At 38.6% G+C, this 19,276-nt stretch carries 17 protein-coding genes; 15 read left to right on the top strand and 2 right to left on the bottom strand.

The window, feature by feature from the left end:
• Positions 1 to 116: 116 nt before the first annotated feature.
• From TOL5_RS08040 to TOL5_RS08070, 7 genes are all read left to right on the top strand, one after another.
• A complete protein-coding gene (locus TOL5_RS08040) occupies positions 117 to 587 on the top strand; it encodes a YaiI/YqxD family protein (RefSeq protein WP_004824594.1) in 471 nt (156 codons plus the stop codon).
• Between the two features lie 104 nt (positions 588 to 691).
• Positions 692 to 1,606, top strand: a complete 915-nt coding sequence (locus tag TOL5_RS08045; RefSeq protein ID WP_005032330.1) for a DMT family transporter — start codon at positions 692 to 694, stop codon at positions 1,604 to 1,606.
• Positions 1,607 to 1,815: 209 nt separating this feature from the next.
• On the top strand, positions 1,816 to 3,207 hold the full coding sequence (locus tag TOL5_RS08050) for an LLM class flavin-dependent oxidoreductase (RefSeq protein WP_009584506.1): 1,392 nt from the start codon (positions 1,816 to 1,818) through the stop codon (positions 3,205 to 3,207).
• A gap of 339 nt (positions 3,208 to 3,546) precedes the next feature.
• Positions 3,547 to 4,797, top strand: a complete 1,251-nt coding sequence (locus TOL5_RS08055) for an SfnB family sulfur acquisition oxidoreductase (RefSeq protein ID WP_121774648.1) — start codon at positions 3,547 to 3,549, stop codon at positions 4,795 to 4,797.
• 32 nt (positions 4,798 to 4,829) lie between these two features.
• Positions 4,830 to 6,086, top strand: a complete 1,257-nt coding sequence (locus TOL5_RS08060) for an acyl-CoA dehydrogenase family protein (RefSeq protein ID WP_121774647.1) — start codon at positions 4,830 to 4,832, stop codon at positions 6,084 to 6,086.
• A gap of 353 nt (positions 6,087 to 6,439) precedes the next feature.
• Positions 6,440 to 7,267, top strand: coding sequence for an SDR family oxidoreductase (locus TOL5_RS08065; protein ID WP_121774646.1), 828 nt, complete (start codon positions 6,440 to 6,442; stop codon positions 7,265 to 7,267).
• Between the two features lie 138 nt (positions 7,268 to 7,405).
• Positions 7,406 to 8,356, top strand: coding sequence for a LysR substrate-binding domain-containing protein (locus tag TOL5_RS08070; RefSeq protein ID WP_005032325.1), 951 nt, complete (start codon positions 7,406 to 7,408; stop codon positions 8,354 to 8,356).
• 52 nt (positions 8,357 to 8,408) lie between these two features.
• On the opposite strand, the gene TOL5_RS08075 is transcribed toward TOL5_RS08070, so the two are convergent.
• Positions 8,409 to 9,029 carry a TetR/AcrR family transcriptional regulator gene (locus tag TOL5_RS08075; protein ID WP_004824579.1) on the bottom strand — a complete coding sequence of 207 codons (621 nt, stop codon included), beginning with the start codon at positions 9,027 to 9,029 and terminating at the stop codon, positions 8,409 to 8,411.
• Positions 9,030 to 9,521: 492 nt separating this feature from the next.
• Here TOL5_RS08075 and TOL5_RS08080 point away from each other — a divergent pair, with 492 nt between their 5' ends.
• The 3 genes from TOL5_RS08080 to TOL5_RS08090 all read left to right on the top strand — a co-directional run bounded on the left by TOL5_RS08080 (position 9,522) and on the right by TOL5_RS08090 (position 14,167).
• Positions 9,522 to 11,303 carry an acyl-CoA dehydrogenase C-terminal domain-containing protein gene (locus TOL5_RS08080; protein ID WP_121774219.1) on the top strand — a complete coding sequence of 594 codons (1,782 nt, stop codon included), beginning with the start codon at positions 9,522 to 9,524 and terminating at the stop codon, positions 11,301 to 11,303.
• Between the two features lie 83 nt (positions 11,304 to 11,386).
• The gene (locus tag TOL5_RS08085; RefSeq protein ID WP_171428637.1) at positions 11,387 to 12,562 is read left to right on the top strand and encodes a thiolase family protein; all 1,176 of its coding nucleotides are present in this window, start codon (positions 11,387 to 11,389) and stop codon (positions 12,560 to 12,562) included.
• Between the two features lie 105 nt (positions 12,563 to 12,667).
• A complete protein-coding gene (locus tag TOL5_RS08090) occupies positions 12,668 to 14,167 on the top strand; it encodes a succinate CoA transferase (protein WP_121774217.1) in 1,500 nt (499 codons plus the stop codon).
• A gap of 66 nt (positions 14,168 to 14,233) precedes the next feature.
• Here the strand turns inward: TOL5_RS08090 and cysS are convergent, their stop codons facing one another.
• Positions 14,234 to 15,655 carry a cysteine--tRNA ligase gene (gene cysS, locus TOL5_RS08095; RefSeq protein ID WP_004824572.1) on the bottom strand — a complete coding sequence of 474 codons (1,422 nt, stop codon included), beginning with the start codon at positions 15,653 to 15,655 and terminating at the stop codon, positions 14,234 to 14,236.
• A 196-nt stretch (positions 15,656 to 15,851) separates the two neighbouring features.
• Between cysS and TOL5_RS08100 the strand changes: the two genes are divergently transcribed.
• From TOL5_RS08100 to lptB, 5 genes are read left to right on the top strand one after another with little or no spacing between them, the layout of a single operon-like run.
• On the top strand, positions 15,852 to 16,844 hold the full coding sequence (locus TOL5_RS08100) for a KpsF/GutQ family sugar-phosphate isomerase (RefSeq protein WP_005032317.1): 993 nt from the start codon (positions 15,852 to 15,854) through the stop codon (positions 16,842 to 16,844).
• Between the two features lie 3 nt (positions 16,845 to 16,847).
• Complete coding sequence (locus tag TOL5_RS08105; RefSeq protein WP_004824568.1) at positions 16,848 to 17,387, top strand: KdsC family phosphatase; 540 nt, start codon at positions 16,848 to 16,850, stop codon at positions 17,385 to 17,387.
• A 39-nt stretch (positions 17,388 to 17,426) separates the two neighbouring features.
• Positions 17,427 to 17,972 carry an LPS export ABC transporter periplasmic protein LptC gene (gene lptC / locus TOL5_RS08110; RefSeq protein ID WP_004824565.1) on the top strand — a complete coding sequence of 182 codons (546 nt, stop codon included), beginning with the start codon at positions 17,427 to 17,429 and terminating at the stop codon, positions 17,970 to 17,972.
• The gene (gene lptA / locus TOL5_RS08115; RefSeq protein WP_004824563.1) at positions 17,959 to 18,525 is read left to right on the top strand and encodes a lipopolysaccharide transport periplasmic protein LptA; all 567 of its coding nucleotides are present in this window, start codon (positions 17,959 to 17,961) and stop codon (positions 18,523 to 18,525) included. The genes lptC and lptA overlap by 14 nt, the downstream gene beginning before the upstream one ends.
• Positions 18,525 to 19,268, top strand: a complete 744-nt coding sequence (gene lptB, locus TOL5_RS08120) for an LPS export ABC transporter ATP-binding protein (protein WP_004824561.1) — start codon at positions 18,525 to 18,527, stop codon at positions 19,266 to 19,268. Before lptA ends, lptB begins: the two co-directional genes overlap by 1 nt.
• The last annotated feature ends 8 nt before the right edge of the window (positions 19,269 to 19,276 follow it).

Consider the following 19,276-nt stretch of genomic DNA (forward strand, 5'->3'; position numbering starts at 1 on the left):
TCTTCTTGTGAAGATTAATAGGATATTGAGGTAGCACAAACAAATAAAATAATAAGCATAGGACACGCCATAAGCATTTTGCTAAAATACTTGAAAATCTTGATTAGAGATATTTTGTGCTGCCATTTAAACTTTGGGTCGATGCAGATGCACTTCCTAAAATTCTTCGTGAAGTGATTTTACGCGCTTCTGATCGTTACCAACTCGAAGTCACTTTTGTTGCCAATCAACCTGTTGGAATCACGCCTTCGGTTCGAATTAATTCAATTCAGGCGATGTCTGGTGCTGATCAAGCCGATCAAGAGATTGTTGAGCGTATGGGTGAGCATGATATTGTGATTACTCAAGATATTCCTTTGGCTGCTCAAGTTATTGAGAAAGGGGGTGTTGCAATCCACCCACGTGGAGAGGTGTATACCTCAGCCAATGTAAAAGCTCGACTGCATTTACGTGATTTCATGGATACTTTGCGTGGAGCAGGTGTACAAACAGGTGGACCGCCGCCAATTTCTGAACGTGATAAACGTGAATTTTCGAGCAGCCTAGATCAAACAATTCAAAAGCAGAAACGGAAAACTTCGATTTAAGCCATTTTCATTCGCTTTTTATTTTGAATTTTTATAATTTTTTGATCTTATCATCTCTAACTCGACAATCCATTGAATTGAACTGATGACTTACAGGACAAATTATGCCTTCCAAATCTAACCTAGTGACGACCTATATTTTATTGGTCTTCATTTGGGCAAGCACGCCTTTGGCGATTGTTTGGAGTGTGGCTGATTTGCATATGATGTGGGCGTTGGTATTGCGTTTTTTTATCGCATTGCCGATTGCATTACTTTTACTTTTAATCCTCAAAGTCAAACTACCGCTCAATAAAATTGCTTTGCATAGTTACCTTGCAGGATCATTCAGTTTGATTGGTTCGCAGATTTTTACTTATGCAGCAACCAGTTATTTGAGTTCAGGAATTATTGCGTTAATGTTTGGTTTAGCACCGATTATGGCGGGATTGATTGGTCGCTTTGGTTTTGGTCAACGCTTGCTTGGAATTCAATGGTTAGGCATGCTGGTCGCGGTATGCGGTTTGGCAATCATCTGTATGAGTGGTAGTGCAAGTCAACATGTACATCCTATCGGTATCGGGTTGATGTTGATGAGTGTATTTACTTATGCTTTGTCAATTTTTTGGGTCAAAAAGGTCAATGCCGATGTGCTACCCATGGCACAAGCAACAGGTTCAATTCTTGTTTCAACCTTAGCAGCAAGCTGTCTTATTCCTTTTATCTGGCAACATGCCCCAACACATATCCCAGAAACTAAATCTTTATTTGCCCTAATTTATACGGTGTTGATGGCATCATTGTTGGCGATGTTCTGTTACTTCAAATTGGTTCAAAATATTAAAGCAACGACTTTATCCTTAACAACGGTCATGACACCCATGATCGCCATGTTTTTGGGTGCAATGTTGAATAATGAAAAACTGACAATAACGGTATTTGTTGGCGCAGCCGTATTAATTTGTGGTTTATTTTTATATTTCTATAAAGATTTTAAAGCCAGTCGAAGACTTGCTGAAAAAATCAAAACTTCATCTTGATTATTTATACTCAGTAAATTGCAGTATTACCCTCAAAGTTATATATTTTTGTTTTAAACACAGCAATATGAAAAGATGTGAGAAAACAATATAAATAAGCCATAAAATAATATAAAAAATTTCATGATAATCATCGAAGATATTAAGATAAAAGAATAGACATAAATGGCATAGGATAAAAATAATATGAATACCGATGTTGAATAGAAATGACTAAGCAAATTAGCTTCAATGCCTTTGAGATGAATTGTATTGCGCATCAATCTCCGGGTTTATGGCGCCATCCATCAGACCGTTCTACAGAATACAAAGATATTGAATATTGGACTGATCTTGCCAAGATTTTAGAAAAAGGCTTATTTGATGGGATTTTCATCGCAGATGTGCTGGGAATTTATGATGTATATCATCAAAGTGCTGAGCATGCTTTAACAGGAGCAGTACAGGTTCCTGTAAATGATCCGCTACAAATTGTTCCAGCAATGGCAGCAGTGACACAGCATTTAGGTTTCGGCGTCACCACCTCTATTTCATTTGAGCACCCTTATCCCTTTGCGAGAAGAATCAGTACTTTGGATCATTTGACTAAGGGGAGAGTAGGTTGGAATATTGTCACTTCTTATCTAGAAAGTGGCTCTAAAAATCTGGGGTTAAGCACACAACTCAATCACGATGACCGTTATGACGTTGCAGATGAATATTTAGAAGTACTGTATAAGCTTTGGGAGGGCTCATGGGAAGAAGGAGCAGTTTTAAGAGATAAACAAGCTGGTCAATTTGCAGACCATACCAAAGTTCATCCGATTTTGCATGAAGGTAAATATTTTAAAGTACCTGGTATTCATATTTGTGAACCATCACCACAGCGTACGCCTGTATTGTACCAAGCAGGGGCTTCATCTCGTGGACAAAAATTTGCCAGTCAAAATGCGGAATGTATTTTTATTGCACCACCTTCAAAAATTGCTGCAAAGAAAATTGTTCAGAGCATTCGTCAGAAATTGCGTGAGGAAGGGCGAGACCCTTATGCTGTTAAAATTTATACATTATTGTCTATTGTGACTGATGAAACCGATCAAAAAGCACAGGATAAATTTAAAGAATATCAAAGTTATGGAAGTTATGATGGGGCGCTAACATTAGTTTCAGGCTGGTCTGGAGTAGATTTCTCACAATATCAAGCAAAAGATAAAGTGGAATATATTGAAACCAATGCTATTCAATCAATGTTAGATGCTTATGTTAATGCAGATCCTAATCGTGTATGGACGATAGAAGAAATTGCACAATGGAATAGTGTTGGTGGAAATGGTCCTGTAATTGTCGGTTCAGCTCAAACGGTTGCTGATGAATTGCAACACTGGATTGAAGAAACTGACGTAGATGGTTTCAATCTGGCTTATATTTTGGCACATCAAACTTTTATCGATGTGGTGGAGTATATTGTCCCCGAATTACAACGACGTGGGGTCTATCAAACTGAATATCGGACTGGAACATTAAGAGAAAAATTATTCGGACAGGGCGCACATCTGGCAGAAAGTCATCGCGGTGCACAATTCAGAAAAGGAATTAAAGACAAATTTGCACAAGCCAGTTAACTGTTTCTGCTTGGTTTTAGAGGTCTTTTTAAAATTGACTATTTAGTTTCTAAATTGCCTTAATTAAAGCGAGTGTTTAGGGTTTTATTGAAGCTTCTGTGATATTTAAATGTTTCTGCTTCATAAAACAATAGGCGAGATGCATCTCTTAGAAATACAACACGATAAATTCAATATTATGCCCACTTCATGTGGGCATTATTTTTTGATTTTCTTAATTATGAATTTTAATGATAAATATATGATTTTATTTTGAATATTGAATGCATTTATTGATATAAATGATTGAAAAGAATAATGCTAGTTTAATGTCATGCTTATTTTAAGAGAGTGACAACAATGACTGATTTAAACCAAGAAAAATTTTCTTCGCAGACGGCGGTACCTTTACATTTTTTTGAGCTCAGCCAAGATGCGCATGTGATTCAATCGGATGCAGAAGCTGTTCAAGTAGCTCAAGCTTTGGCGAAAGAGTTTGCCAAAGAAGCTTCACAACGTGATTATGAGCGCCGTCTCCCTCTTGCTGAAATACAACAGTATTCACAAAGTGGTTTGTGGGGAATCAATATTCCTAAAGCTTTTGGTGGAGCAGAAGTCAAATATCGGACTTTAGCAGAAGTGGTCAAAACGATTTCAAGTGTTGATCCATCCTTGGGGCAAATTGCACAAAACCATTGGGCATTCATTGAACATTTACGTTTGGATGCAAGTCCAGAACAGCAAAAGTTTTTCTTTGGAGAGATATTAAAAGGGCGTCGTTTAGGAAATGCCTTTTCAGAAAAAGGTAGCAAAACAGTTGCTGATTTGGAAACGAGAATTCATCAAACAGCACAAGGCTATGAAATCAACGGGCAAAAATTTTTTGCCACGGGTGCATTATTGGCGCATTGGGTCCCTGTAGTTGCGGTCAATGAAGAAGGTTTGCCGGTCGTAGCTTTAACACCTCGAACCACAGCTGGACTAGAGGTGATTAATGATTGGTCCGGTTTTGGACAACGTACCACAGCAAGTGGCACAGTGGTATTGAAACAAGTACAAGTGGATGCCCAATATATTGTGCCGATCTATAAAGCATTTGAAAAACCAACAGTGGCTGGAGCAATTTCTCAGTTTATTCAAGCTGCCGTCGATGCAGGAATTGCACGTTGTGCGATTGAAGAAACCATTCAATATGTCAAATTGCATTCCCGTCCTTGGGTAGACTCTGGTTTGGAAAAAGCATCCGATGATCCTTATACCATCGCCAATATTGGTGAATTAAAAATTAAATTAAGAGCAGCTGAAGCCGTTTTAGACTTGGCAGGTGATGCAATTGATTTAGCAATTGCTCAACCTTCAGAAGAGCATGCCAATGAAGCGACATTGTTGGTCGCTGAGGCTAAAGTGCTAACTACTGAAATTGCAATTTTGGCATCCAATAAATTATTTGAGTTATCGGGTACTCGTTCAACTTTATCTGAGTTGAATTTAGATCGTCATTGGCGCAACGCACGTACCCATACTTTACACGACCCAGTGCGTTGGAAGTTTAATTTGGTTGGTAATTATTATTTAAATAACATCCACTTGCCACGCCATGCGTGGAGCTAAGAGTGATAAGAATAGGATAATGGAGAGCCAGCATGAGTGAACAAAATATTCAAACCAATATTAATGATGCTTTATCAATCACAGCCAATTATGAAAAAGTTGCAGCAAAGTATCGTCCAATTTTCGAAAAAATTGCCGAAGGAACTCTCGCGCGTGAACAGCAACGTTCATTGCCATATGAACAAATCAACTGGTTAAAACAAGCGGGTTTTGGGGCACTTCGTGTTCCTGTGAAGTTTGGTGGCGATGGTGTCTCCTTACCCCAACTGTTTCAGTTACTTATCGAACTTGCCAAAGCAGATTCTAATATCGTGCAGGCATTACGGGGGCATTTTGCCTTTGTCGAAGATCGTTTAAACGCGCATAAAGTTGCTGATCAAACGCTGTGGTTTAAACGTTTTGTTCAAGGTGATCTGGTGGGGAATGCTTGGACTGAAATTGGTCAAGTCAAAATTGGGGATGTGATCACTAGGGTAAAACAAAAAAATAATCAACTGTTGGTCAATGGGAAAAAATATTATTCAACAGGCACTATTTTTGCCGATTGGGTAGACTTATTCGCCTATGATGAAACAACAGATCAACATGTGATTGCTGCTATTTCGCGCCATGCTTCAGGTGTGCAGGTATTGGACGATTGGGATGGTTTTGGACAAAAGACGACGGGTAGTGGTACGTTAAGCTTAACTGATGTTGCAATTGAGCGTGATCATATATTGCCTTTTGAACAACGATTTAAATACCAAACAGCATTTTATCAAGTCATTCATTTGGCGACCTTGTCGGGTATTGCTCAATCAGCTGTTGCAACATTTATTCATGAAGTACAAAAGCGTGATCGTATCTTTAGTCATGGCAATGCAGATCTGGTTCGTAATGATCCGCAAATTTTACAAGTGATCGGTAAAGCATCTGCACAAGCTTATGCTAGTGAAACCATTACCTTACGAACAGCAGAAGCTTTACAAAAAGCGTATCTTAGCCATTTTGGAGAGTCTGAGATCAAAAATATTCAGGCGAATAATGATGCTGAGCTTGAGTCGGCACAAGGTCAAGTTGTGATCTCTGCGTTGGTGTTGGAGCTAACCAGTCAATTGTTTAATGCATTGGGTGCATCAGCCAGTACAACATCTAAGCAGCTTGATCGCTTTTGGCGAAATGCACGAGTCGTGTCTTCACATAATCCTTTAGTTTATAAGGAAAAAGTGATTGGAGACTGGGAAGTGAATCATGAGCCTTTACCTTTTGTATGGCAGATTGGCGCGAGTCCGAAGGTTGGGGCAGCTTAAATTTTTCATGGGAATATATCAAAAGCTTGCATATGCGAGCTTTTATTTTAGAGGCGAGATAAAATTAAAATAATTAATGTACTGGTGAGTACATAAATTGGAAGTTTTAATACTATAAGAATAAAATAAAATTTAGTAGATTAGAGTTTGTTGACATCTCAACCATGCATTGTTTGTGGTAGTTTTAATCATAACCTCATGGGACGTGAATATTTTGTTGCTCGAGCTTTGGTTCTTGCTGATTTAGAACGATTGAGTTTGAAAAGCCTTGTGTCGGTTAAAAATGTCGAATCTCGCCAGCATCTATGAAGTGTCAACAGATCTAACCGTAAAACAAATACAAAGAGGATGTTATGTCACTTCAAGGAAAAACACTTTTTATCACGGGTGCAAGTCGTGGAATAGGGCGTGAAATCGCACTAAAAGCTGCTCAAGATGGCGCGAATATCGTGATTGCTGCAAAATCTGCAGAAGAACATCCAAAATTGGGCGGTTCGATTTTTACTGTTGCGAAAGAGGTCGAAGCAGCAGGTGGGAAGGCGCTGGCAATTCAATTGGATGTGAGAGATCAAATTGCTGTGGCAGCAGCCATGCAACAAGCCGTCGCGCAATTTGGTGGGATTGATATTTTAATCAATAATGCGGGTGCAATTAAATTATCTGGTGTTGAACTACTTGACCCAAATCGTTTTGATTTGATGTATCAAATCAATACCCGTGCGGTGATGGTATGTAGCCAAGCAGCATTACCTTATTTAAAAAATAGCGATAATCCGCATATCCTCAATCTTTCTCCGCCCTTGAATCTAGATGAGAAATGGTTTGCTAGTTATGCACCATATACCATTACTAAATATGGTATGAGTATGTTGACTTTGGGGATGAATCAAGAGTTTGCTAGCTATGGAATCAGTGTAAATTCACTTTGGCCAAGAACGATTATTGCAACTGCTGCAATTGAGTTTTCTTTAGGTGGTAAGACGTTGTTCAGTAAGGCACGTAAACCAAATATCATGGCGGATGCTGCTTATCATATATTGAATAGCCAACAACGTGCATTGACTGGGCGATTGTTGATTGATGAAGATATTCTTCGAGAATCAGGCATCTCAGATTTTTCTGAATATCGTTATACAGATTCAGACGATGAATTAATGGTTGATTTATTTGTAAAAGAATAGAAATGAATATAAGTAAAATGTACCGATTTTTCATCACTGGTCTGATTGTTTAAAATCGGTACATTAAAACATTGGAAATTTTTATAAAAAAGCAGAAGATATAGCACCGAATACAAAAAATGTGAGAGTTGTAATTTCGTGTTTGAGTTAGATTGTAAGTTGCTCAGTATTTTTTACTATATCTACAAATTTAAAAGTGTGTCTGTTGCTGCGGACCATTTAGCAATGAGCCAACCTACAGTAAGCAATATTCTAAACAAAATTCGTGCTCACTATAACGATCCGTTATTTTTACGGATTGGTAATGAAATGGTGCCTACAGAATTGTCGAAACAGCTTTATCCTCTGGTGAGCGAGGCTCTGAGCAAAGTTGAAATTATCAATAACTTTAGTGTGAACTTTGACGAAACAGCATCGCATCAACAGTTTACTGTTGCTATGACGGATGTTTCGCATTTGGTTTTGCTTCCAAAGATTTCTCAATACCTCAAACAACATGCACCTCATGTTAAATTAAATGTTCGTGCCATTACTTCTGAAACCAGCTATCAAATGGCAAATGGAGAAATTGATTTAGCCATTGGCTTTTTACCGCAATTGGAAAATGGCTTCTATCAACAAAAATTATTTGAACAGTTCTATGTGGTGATTGCTTCAAAAGACCATCCACGTTTAAATCAGCAAAGTATGACTGTTGAACAGTATTTGAGTGAATCTCACATCGATATTGATGCAGGGGTGGGGCATTATCACATTGCCAATGAGCTATTGAATTTGGATTTAAAACGCAATGTGTTGATGCGCATTCCAAGTTATCTCGGTGTAGGCTTGGTGGTACAAGATACTGACTCGATTGCAACCGTTCCGTATTATTTGAGCGAAGTTTTGTTGTCTCGAGGAAATTTACAGATTTTTCCTGCACCTATCTCGTTTCCGACCTATTCGATTAAACAGTATTGGCATATGTCCTGTCACCATAAAACCAGCCATCAGTGGCTCAGACATATGTGTTATGAAATTTTTAGTCAAGTTAATTCCATGCCATTACCTAGTCAGTTACTCAGCCCTCAAAACGAATTAGATATATAGCAAATCATAATGTCTTAACTAAACAGTGGATCTGATCAGAAAACAATGAATATCAGTCATTTGAGGTTTCTGAATCAGTTAATTTATCAGGTGTCATCAGGGCTTGATTGACATAAAGTTTAATCAAGCGTTCACGAGAGCCAATTGACTTTTGATAATGGGTTGAATTTAACAGTAGGGATGCGCCATAGGTGACTGTCCAAATATAAGACAGATAATCACGGATCGACATAATGCTGTTTAATGATTTGAGATGTGCACCAAAGAGGTCTTTAATTTCTAAAATTCGTTGCTCACGGATTGAATAAAGTTCTTCAAATAAATCTTTGAGCTTGCGTTCATTGTTGGTTAAGCGCTCTTCGATCACATGTAATAGAATCGTACGATTCGAATTCAGCATGTTATACAGCATATATTGAGAGACATAAATTTTAATGTCGTGATGGTAGGCTTTGGAAATATCTAAGAGTCTTTTTTCATTTAAGATAATCAGTTCAAGGTAGAGTTGATTTTTACTTTTAAAGTGCTTGTAAATCGTGCCTTTAGCAATATCAAGTTCTGCGGCAAGCTCACTTAAAGTAATATCCTGATTATTATCAAGCAATAAGGTTTCTGCCATTGCTAAAATTTTCTCTTTACGGAGAAGAAAATTTTGTTGGCGCACTGAACTCATTCTATTAATCCAAAACCACTGATGAAGAACTAGAATCAGAGTATATCAGCTATTTGAGTTATTCAATAAAACTATAGTCGTCATTTTCAAGAAAATATTTCAAAAGAACCCTGAGATTCCAAGTCAAAAATCATTGATTTATCAATTGGCAAAAGATAAAGAATTTTCTTTTTTAAAGTCAATAAAATTGAACCTATGAGGTCAAATTATGTAAATATGTTTCCATTATTTTAAGAATTGGATTATTGTTTTTTGACTTACTTTTGCCTTAAAAATCTTATGATTTATTTATTTTTATAAATTATATAAGGCTTTAGCTAAGGGGTGTTTAAAGAAAACAAACTTCTAATGTTGATCAATCTTTGTAAATTTATATATGTTTTATATATAAAATAGCTAGGTTGATGAATGAGGTGTTTGTTTTTTTAATGCAAAAAGATTTATACACGGCTTTAGTCGCAACTGAAAAGTCATGTCACAAGGAAAGCAATCATGCCAATTTATAATGCACCACTGAAAGATATGCAATTTATTCTTCAAGATGTGTTTAAGGCTGAAACGTTCTGGCAAGAGAACGAGAATTTAGCGCATTTGGACATGGCAACTGCCAATGCAATATTAGAAGAAATGGCAAAATTTTCTAAAAATGTCATTCTGGATTTAAATCGTAGTGCGGATGAAGAAGGCGGTGCTGAATTTAACCAAGGTGAAGTTAAAACCCCACGTGGTTTTAAAGAAGCTTTTCAACAGTTTGCCCAAGGCGGTTGGATTGGTTTAGGTGCCAATGAAGCATGGGGTGGTCAAGGCATGCCTAAAATGCTGACCGTGCTTGCAGATGAGATGATTTGGAGTTGCAATCCTTCATTTATGTTGTATCCACTGTTGACTGTGGGTGCAGGGATGGCAATTGATCAAGCGGCATCAGAAGAACAAAAAGCCACTTACTTACCAAAATTTTATACAGGGGAATGGTCAGGGACCATGTGTCTAACTGAACCCCATGCAGGTACTGATTTAGGGATTATCAAAACAAAGGCAGTACCTAATAATGATGGTTCATACAATATTTCAGGAACAAAAATATTCATTACCAGTGGAGAGCATGATCTCAGTGAGAATATTATTCATCTTGTATTAGCCAAAACGCCGCATGCACCAACAGGTTCCCGAGGTATTTCTTTATTTATCGTACCGAAATTTCTTATCAATCAAGATGGTTCATTGGGTAAGCGTAATACGGTTACTGCAGGTTCTATTGAACATAAAATGGGAATTAAAGGCTCAGCAACATGTGTCATGAATTTCGATGCTGCTCAAGGATATCTTGTAGGTAAAGAAAATGAAGGCTTAGCAGCCATGTTTATTATGATGAATTATGAGCGCCTTTCTATGGGGATTCAGGGAATCGGTGCGTCAGAGTTTGCTTATCAAAATGCAGCGCAATATGCCACAGACCGTTTGCAGGGGCGATCTGCATCAGGTCAACAATCTCCAGATAAGCCTGCTGACTCTATTCTGGTTCATGCTGATGTGCGCCGTATGTTGCTCAACTCACGTGCCAATAATGAAGCATCACGTGCATTTGCTGTGTATGTTGGACAACAACTTGATATCACCAAATTCTCAACAGATATTGATTGCATAACAAAAGCCAATGAGCGTGTGGCATTGCTAACACCTATTGCAAAAGCATATCTGACCGATAAGGCACTGGAAGCGGCACTTGAAGCGCAAATGTGCTTCGGTGGGCATGGTTATATTCGTGAATGGGGAATGGAACAATGTATTCGTGATTTGAGAATTTCCCAAATTTATGAAGGAACCAATGGTGTTCAAGCACTCGATCTAATTGGACGAAAAACAATTAAATCGAATGGTGCCTTTATCGCAGACTATCTGACAGAAATACGTGAATTTGCCGACAGTATGCAGGACGCAATATCAATTAAGGCGGTCACATTGGATGTCTGTGCTCAAGTCGACGAAATCACGAAAATAATTATTGAGCAGTCAAAAGTGAGTCCAGATTTTCCGAGTGCAGTTGCCGTAGATTATTTACATGTGGTTGGCTTGTTGAGCTTTACTTATATGTTTGCACGAATAGCTCAAGCGGCTCAAAGTAAATCAGAGACTTTTTATCAAAACAAATTGGTCTTAGCACAGTATTATGTTGCTAAAGTGCTTCCAGACTTAGCGACAAGAATACAGCGTATCCAAGCTGGTGCTGATCTCATTATGCAACTGCCTGAAGATTATTTTACAGCACAGGCTTAAAAATTGTGATTGACAATGGCAAACCATAAGGTTGTTTACTTCTTTGTGGTTTAAAACAAGATCTAAAATCAATGGACAGGGAGATAAAAATGATCGTAATTGTTGAAGCAGTACGTACAGCAATGGGGGGATTTCAAGGTGCTTTATCAGCTTGTACAGCCCCGGATTTAGGCGCAGTTGCCATTAAAGAAGCAATTGTTCGTGCAGGTTTACAGCCTACAGATATTGATGAAGTGATTTATGGTTGCGTGCTTCCTGCGGGTCTAAAACAGGGTCCTGCACGTCAAGCCATGCGCCAAGCTGGATTGCCAGATTCAACGGGTGCAACCACGATCAATAAAATTTGTGGCTCAGGTATGAAAGCAGTCATGCAAGCTGCTGATGCAATTAAGGCAGGTTCGGCGAATATTGTTGTTGCGGGCGGTATGGAGTCTATGACAAATGCACCATACTTGCTTGAAAAAGCACGTGCTGGTTATCGAATGGGGCATGGTAAGGTCATTGACCATATGTTTCAGGAAGGTTTGGAAGATGCTGAAACAGGGTTGTCCATGGGTATTCTTGCGCAAGAAATGGCAGATCAAAAGGGCTATACACGTGAACAGCAAGATGCTTATGCAATTGGTTCTTTGAATAAAGCGGTAACAGCGATTAATAATGGTTATTTTAAAGCTGAAATTGTGCCTATTACAGTATCATCTCGCAAAGGCGAAGTTGTGGTTGAGCAAGATGAGCAGCCATTGAATGCCAAAGCAGATAAAATTCCAACTTTACGTCCAGCATTTAAGAAAGACGGTACCATTACCGCCGCGAATTCAAGTTCAATTTCTGATGGTGCTTCGGCATTGGTGATTACCTCAAGTGAAGAAGCCAAACAACGTGGTTTAAAGCCACTGGCACAAATATCAGCATATGCGACACATTCTCAGCACCCCTCTGAATTTACGATTGCACCAGTCGGTGCGATTGAAAAAGTATTAAAGAAAACAGGCTGGAATGTTGAAGATGTTGATTTATGGGAAGTGAATGAAGCTTTTGCAATGGTTGCCATGTTGGCGATAGATGCTTTCCAACTGGATGCAAATAAAGTCAATATCCATGGTGGTGCTTGTGCATTAGGGCATCCGTTAGGTTCTTCTGGTTCACGCATTATTGTCACGCTTATTCATGCTTTAAAACGCACTGGTGGTAAGAAAGGTATTGCAGCATTATGTATTGGTGGTGGTGAAGCTACAGCAATTGCCATTGAATTAATTTAATCCTATCCCTTTCATAAACGAATAATTCAAAATCTACTCCATCCCTGTTCGCAGGGGTGGTGGGCGCTTTCATGCTTTATTTTCATATTTTTGAGATTTATTTAAATGATTAACGGTTTGGAACGTGTACGCTTAAATTGCCTGCACAGTAAAATAATGTCTGCTGAACAGGCTGTGAATTTAATCAAAGATGGTTCAGTGGTCGGTGTAAGTGGTTTTGGCGGTGCAGGTGAAGCAAAAGCAGTCCCTTTAGCATTGGCAGATTATGCGCAACTGCATCCTTTGAAAATTACTTTGGCGACTGGTGCAAGTTTAGGTAACCGTATAGATGGTCGCTTAACTGAAGCGCATGCTTTGGCACGCCGTTACCCTTATCAGGCTGATCCTATTTTACGTAAAGCAATTAATGCAGGCGAGGTCATGTATATTGATCAACATCTATCTGAAGTTGCAGATAATATTCGCCATCATAATTTAGCAAAAACCAATGTGGCGATTATTGCAGCCACTGCGATTACTGAAGATGGACAAATCATTCCAACAGGTTCATGTGGAAATGCAGCAAATTTTGTTGAAATGGCAGATCAGGTAATTGTTGAAATTGACACAACTATTCATCCGATACTGGAAGGGGCGCATGATATTTATCTTCCAAAGAAGCGACCTTATCGCGATCCAATTCCTCTTACTCAAGTGAGTGATCGCATTGGAACTTTTGGTATTCATATCGATCCTAGTAAAATCTCAGCCATTGTTTTGAATGATATTCCAGATACTTCATTTAAGATGGATCAAGCAGACGATGAAACACTTGCTATCGCACAGCACTTGATACACTTCTTTGAAAATGAAGTAGCACTTGGGCGTTTACCTGAAAACTTAGGTCCATTACAGTCTGGCGTTGGTTCAATTGCAAATGCTGTTTTTGCTGGTTTTGCACATTCAAACTTTCATGATTTAGAAATGTATTCAGAAGTTTTGCAGGATTGTACATTTGAATTAATTGACTCTGGCAAAATGAAGTTTGCTTCAGGTTGTTCAATGACTTTGTCTGATGAATGTGCTAAGCATGTGATGACAAATTTTGAACGCTATAAAAATAAAATCGTGTTACGTCCACAGGAGCTGTCGAATCATCCTGAAATCATTCGGCGCTTGGGAATCATTGCAATCAATACCGCATTAGAGTTTGATATTTATGGAAATGTAAATTCAACACATGTGGGAGGTAGCAAAATGATGAATGGTATTGGGGGGTCTGGGGACTTTACTCGCCATGCCCATTTGGCTATTTTTGTGAGCAAGTCGATTGCCAAAGATGGTGCAATTTCTTCAGTTGTACCTATGGTCAGTCATTGTGATCACGCAGAACACGATATTGATGTTTTAGTGACAGAACAAGGATTGGCTGATTTAAGAGGGTTAGCTCCTCGGGAGCGTGCGCTTAAAATTATACAATGCTGTGCACATCCATCTTATCGGAATGAATTGACGGATTATTTTGAACGGGCATGTGTATTAGGTGGGCAAACACCACATCTTTTACGTGAGGCTTTGTCTTGGCATGCGCAGTTTGAAGAAACAGGAACGATGAAATCTGCTTAAAACATAAAGCCAATAAAAAACCTGATCTTAATCAGGTTTTTTATTGGAAAATACTACATGATTGAATTAATCAGCGCGACGCCAAATTGTACCTTGACGAGTATCTTCGAGTACCACTCCTTGAGCAAGTAAAGACTGGCGAATTTCATCAGCACGCGCAAAGTCCTTATTTTTTTTGGCATCTACACGTTGCTGGATAAAATCTGTAATATCAGCTTCAGATAAGCCTAATGCTTCTTGCCCAATATCAGACTTTAAAAACTCATCAACATTGTACTGAACTAAACCTAGAATATTAGTCAAATGGCGTAAAGTCGAATAATAAAGCGTTGCTTGCTCTGCATTTTCTTCTTTAACTGCACGATTCAGTTCTTTAATGATTTCGAACAATACTGCAATTGCTTCTGAAGTATTGAAATCATCCCGCATCGCGATATTAAAGCGTTCCACAAATGTTTCATCAAGTACATCTGTAGATAGATCAGCATACACTTGCTGATATGCCTTAAATGCATGATAGAAACGAGAAAGTGTTGTTTTTGCTTCTTTTAATGCAAAGTCAGAAAAGTTCACTGGGCTGCGATAGTGTGAAGAGACAATAAAATAGCGAATCACTTCTGGGTGGAACTTCTCCATCACATCACGAATGGTAAAGAAGTTGCCTAATGATTTAGACATTTTCTCACCATCTACATTGATAAAACCAACATGCATCCAGTAATTCACATATTGTTCATCTGTAGAAGCTTCTGATTGTGCAATTTCATTTTCATGGTGTGGGAATAAAAGGTCTGAACCACCACCATGAATATCGAAATGATTGCCTAAGCAGCAGGTCGACATTGCTGAACATTCAATATGCCAACCAGGGCGTCCATTGCCCCATGGTGAAGCCCATGAAGGTTCATTTTCTTTGGCATGTTTCCAAAGCACGAAATCGAATGGATGTTTTTTCTCAACGTCTATATCGACACGCTCAGAAGCGCCAGCTTGCATATCATCCAGTTTACGTCCAGAAAGGCGACCGTATTTGGCAAATTTCTCAACTTCAAAATACACATCACCATTTGCAGAAGGGTAAGCAGCACCTTTATTGACTAAATGACCAATCATATTTTGCATCTGATCAATATAATCGGTAGCACGTGGTGCTTCATCTGGATGTAGACAGCCCAGATTTTCTGCATCTTCATTCATCGCTTGAATAAAACGGTCTGTTAATGCCGTAATACTTTCACCATTCTCGTTGGCACGTGCAATGATCTTGTCGTCAATATCGGTGATATTTCGAACATATTTTACATTCCAGCCTTGGCTGCGTAGAAAACGAATGATGTAGTCAAAAGCAACCATCACTCGAGCATGTCCAATATGACAGTAATCATAAACTGTCATACCGCACACATACATGTCGATATGTCCTTCTTTACGGGGAACAAATTCAACTTTTTTACGTTGCTCAGAGTTGTAAAGAACAAATGGTTGCATAGGTTTTCTAAATGTTTCAACAAAAGGGTGATTTATCTTAACCTAAGCTCCATATTTCATAAAGATTTATACGTTAATTTTCTAAGAAAATGAAATTTATACATTTAGGAAAGCAGGCTATTGTATTGCTATGCTAAAATAGCAAAAATATTCCGTTTGATATTCAAAACTCGTCTAGAGTTAAGGTAAGTCCATTTTGAATTCTGAAAATAAGTCAAATCATGTTGATTTTCAAAAAGTTGCGCTTGAAACCTTGCGCATTGAAGAGCATGCCTTAGAAATTTTAGCGACCCAAATCGATGAGCGTTTTACCCGCGCCTGCGAAATTATTTTGCAATGCCAAGGTCGTCTAGTGATTACTGGGATGGGAAAATCAGGGCATATTGGACGGAAAATGGCTGCAACTTTTGCCTCTACAGGAACGCCTTCATTTTTTATGCATCCTGGCGAAGCTGGTCATGGTGATTTGGGCATGTTGGTTAAAGGTGATGTACTGATTGCGATTTCAAACTCTGGAAAGAGTGATGAAATTATGATGCTGATGCCACTCATTAAATATTTGGAAGTTCCATTAATTACCATCAGTGGTGATGATAAAGGTCCGATGCCACAAAATGCCGATGTGGCGCTAACATTGGGAAATATTAAAGAAGCTTGTCCGTTGGGCTTAGCACCGACATCGAGTACAACTGCAACATTGGCATTAGGTGATGCTTTAGCAGTGGCATTGTTAGATGCACGTGGTTTTACTGCGGATGATTTTGCGATGTCTCATCCCGCTGGAGCGTTAGGTAAGCGTCTGTTATTGCATGTGAAACATTTAATGCACACAGGCAATGACTTACCCAAAGTATTACCCAATACACCTATGAATAAAGTACTGTATGAAATTTCTAATAAACGTTTGGGTTTAACCACGATTGTCGATGAAAATGACACCTTATTGGGTATCTTTACCGATGGTGACTTGCGTCGTTTAATTGATAAGCAACAAGGTTTTGATGTGAATTTAGCTGTGTCTGAGGTGATGATTAAAAACCCATCAACGATTTCTAAAGAAGCACGAGCTGTGGAAGCTTTGGAAAAAATGAATGAAAAGAAAATTAGTCAATTTGTGGTTGTCGATGAGATGCATAAAGTGATTGGGGTTATTAGTATGCATGATTTGATTCAAGCTGGAGTAAATTAATCAATGGCTTCTTATGTTTTATTAGAACAAGCGCGTCATATTGAAGCATTGGTTTTAGATGTAGATGGAATTTTGAGTGATGGTTTTGTGACTTTGACCAATTCTGGAGACGAAATCAAATCATTTGATATTCGTGATGGATTGGGCATGAAATTGGTCCAAAAATCTGGGATTAAAGTCATTATCATTACTGGACGTAAAAGTCACATCGTAGAAAAACGTATGTCTGATCTCGGTGTCGATTTGATTTTCCAAGGCCGAGAAGATAAGGGTGTTGCGCTTAGAGAAGCATGTGCACAACTTAATTTAGATCCTGAAGATTGTTTATACATGGGCGATGACTGGCCTGATCTTTCAGCATTTGCACTGGCTGGAATGAAAGTTACAGTACCTAATGGTCATGTTGAAGTTCGCCGTCGAGCAGATTTAGTCACACAAGCAATGGGTGGACGTGGGGCGGTACGGGAAGTTTGCGATATGTTGCTAATGGCTAAAGGCACTTACCAAGAACTACTTGAAAAATATACAGCTATACCGCATTAATAGCTTAAATTCAGATTGATCAAATGTTGAATATAATTTATGGATACTAAGGTTCTATATGTGACCGCTGTTGTCATTGCGGCAATTAGTGGTGGCTATTACTATTACAGCGGGAAAGGTAAAAAGCTGGATGGAAATTCAGCACAAAGCATGACCTATTCTGCTGAAGGTATTCAGTTGGTCCAGACCGATGAAAAGGGCAATCTTTATGTTCGTGCTCAAGTTGATCATCTAGAACAAGATTTACAAAGAAAAACGTCTAAACTCAGCAATCTCAATGCTTCAATGTTTAATCAAAATCAAGTTGATTCAACTTTTTTTGCCAAAGAAGCAAGAGGATTTAATGACAATGAGAAGGTTGTTTTATCTGGACAGGTTAAAGCAACTAAACTTGGTGAACGTGGGACGATGGAATTTCAAACAGATGAATTAACAGGCTATCCTAAAACTCGTCAGTTCGAAACGACTCACCAAGTTACTGTCAATGCACCTGATGCAGAATTTATTAGTCAGGGTTTAAAAGCTGATTTAAACCAAGGTCAATATGAATTTGCAAATATTCGAGGAAAGTATGTACCTAATTAAGATCTTTTCACTGAAACAATCTTTCCTGAGAAAAGCGATCTGTACGATCAGTATGTTGAGCTTGTCAGCAACGGCATTTGCATTACCATCAGACCGTAATCAGCCTATTTCACTTGTTGCTGATAAAGCAACGTATAGTGAAGCGACAGGTGTTACAACCTATACCGGCAATGTCATTATTGAACAAGGTACAATGAAGCTACAAGCGTCTTCAATTGTTGCTCAATTGAATAAAAGTAAACAAATTAGCACTATTACTGCGACAGGTGGACCAGCAAAATTTCAGCAGCAGGTAGACAGTGCAAAAGGCGTGGCGCGCGGTGAAGCACAAAAAATTGTTTACAATGCTGAGACTGGTATTATCAACCTGATTGGAAATGCTTATCTATACCAAGATGGAGCAAGTATTCGAAGCAGCACTTTAAAATATAGTATGAACAAAGGTGATGTTGAAGCTTCGGGTTCATCGAATACAACAGGTTCATCTAAAGGACGTGTGCAAATTATTATTCCACCAAACAGTGCTAAGTCTTTCCCTGGAGCACGTGATTAATGACAGCTTCGAATCAAAGCCAAACACTGTGTATTAAACACTTAGCCAAAGTTTATAGTAAACGCTGGGTGGTAAAAGATGTTTCTTTTAGTATGCAAAGCGGGCAAATAGTCGGATTGCTTGGTCCAAATGGTGCTGGTAAAACAACAAGCTTCTATATGGTTGTTGGTTTGGTTCGTATGGATAAAGGCGAAATTCATTTAGATAATGAAGATATTTCCGACTTAGCCATGCATCAACGAGCACGTAAAGGAATTGGTTATCTGCCACAGGAAGCTTCTATTTTTAGAAAGCTCACGATCGCTGATAATATTATGGCAATTCTTGAGACTCGAAAAGATCTCAATAAACAACAGCGACAACAACGTCTAAAAGAATTGTTGGAAGACTTTAAAATTACCCACATCAAAGATTCATTAGGTATGAGTGTTTCGGGCGGTGAGCGTCGCCGTGCTGAGATCGCAAGAGCTTTGGCAGCAGATCCCAAGTTTATGCTATTGGATGAGCCTTTTGCAGGGGTAGATCCAATTTCTGTTGGAGATATTAAAGATATTATTCGGCAGTTGAAAGATCGCGGTATTGGTGTTTTGATAACAGATCACAACGTTCGTGAAACTTTAGCAATTTGTGAGCATGCTTATATTGTGAGTGAGGGAGCAGTCATTGCAGAAGGCACTCCTGAAGAAGTATTGGCAAATGAAACAGTACGTCAAGTTTATTTGGGTGATGATTTTACTGTTTAATTAATATT

Source organism: Acinetobacter sp. Tol 5 (assembly GCF_019702905.1).
In the GTDB taxonomy this organism is placed as follows: domain Bacteria; phylum Pseudomonadota; class Gammaproteobacteria; order Pseudomonadales; family Moraxellaceae; genus Acinetobacter; species Acinetobacter bereziniae.

What these genes read in the sequence shown, in the direction of transcription:
- TOL5_RS08045 (WP_005032330.1), top strand. Translation starts at nt 692, where the DNA reads ATGCCTTCCAAATCTAACCTAGTGACGACCTATATTTTATTGGTCTTC.
- TOL5_RS08050 (WP_009584506.1), top strand. Translation starts at nt 1,816, where the DNA reads ATGACTAAGCAAATTAGCTTCAATGCCTTTGAGATGAATTGTATTGCG.
- TOL5_RS08055 (WP_121774648.1), top strand. Translation starts at nt 3,547, where the DNA reads ATGACTGATTTAAACCAAGAAAAATTTTCTTCGCAGACGGCGGTACCT.
- TOL5_RS08060 (WP_121774647.1), top strand. Translation starts at nt 4,830, where the DNA reads ATGAGTGAACAAAATATTCAAACCAATATTAATGATGCTTTATCAATC.
- TOL5_RS08065 (WP_121774646.1), top strand. Translation starts at nt 6,440, where the DNA reads ATGTCACTTCAAGGAAAAACACTTTTTATCACGGGTGCAAGTCGTGGA.
- TOL5_RS08075 (WP_004824579.1), bottom strand. Translation starts at nt 9,029, where the DNA reads ATGAGTTCAGTGCGCCAACAAAATTTTCTTCTCCGTAAAGAGAAAATT.
- TOL5_RS08080 (WP_121774219.1), top strand. Translation starts at nt 9,522, where the DNA reads ATGCCAATTTATAATGCACCACTGAAAGATATGCAATTTATTCTTCAA.
- TOL5_RS08090 (WP_121774217.1), top strand. Translation starts at nt 12,668, where the DNA reads ATGATTAACGGTTTGGAACGTGTACGCTTAAATTGCCTGCACAGTAAA.
- cysS (WP_004824572.1), bottom strand. Translation starts at nt 15,655, where the DNA reads ATGCAACCATTTGTTCTTTACAACTCTGAGCAACGTAAAAAAGTTGAA.
- TOL5_RS08105 (WP_004824568.1), top strand. Translation starts at nt 16,848, where the DNA reads ATGGCTTCTTATGTTTTATTAGAACAAGCGCGTCATATTGAAGCATTG.
- lptC (WP_004824565.1), top strand. Translation starts at nt 17,427, where the DNA reads ATGGATACTAAGGTTCTATATGTGACCGCTGTTGTCATTGCGGCAATT.
- lptA (WP_004824563.1), top strand. Translation starts at nt 17,959, where the DNA reads ATGTACCTAATTAAGATCTTTTCACTGAAACAATCTTTCCTGAGAAAA.
- lptB (WP_004824561.1), top strand. Translation starts at nt 18,525, where the DNA reads ATGACAGCTTCGAATCAAAGCCAAACACTGTGTATTAAACACTTAGCC.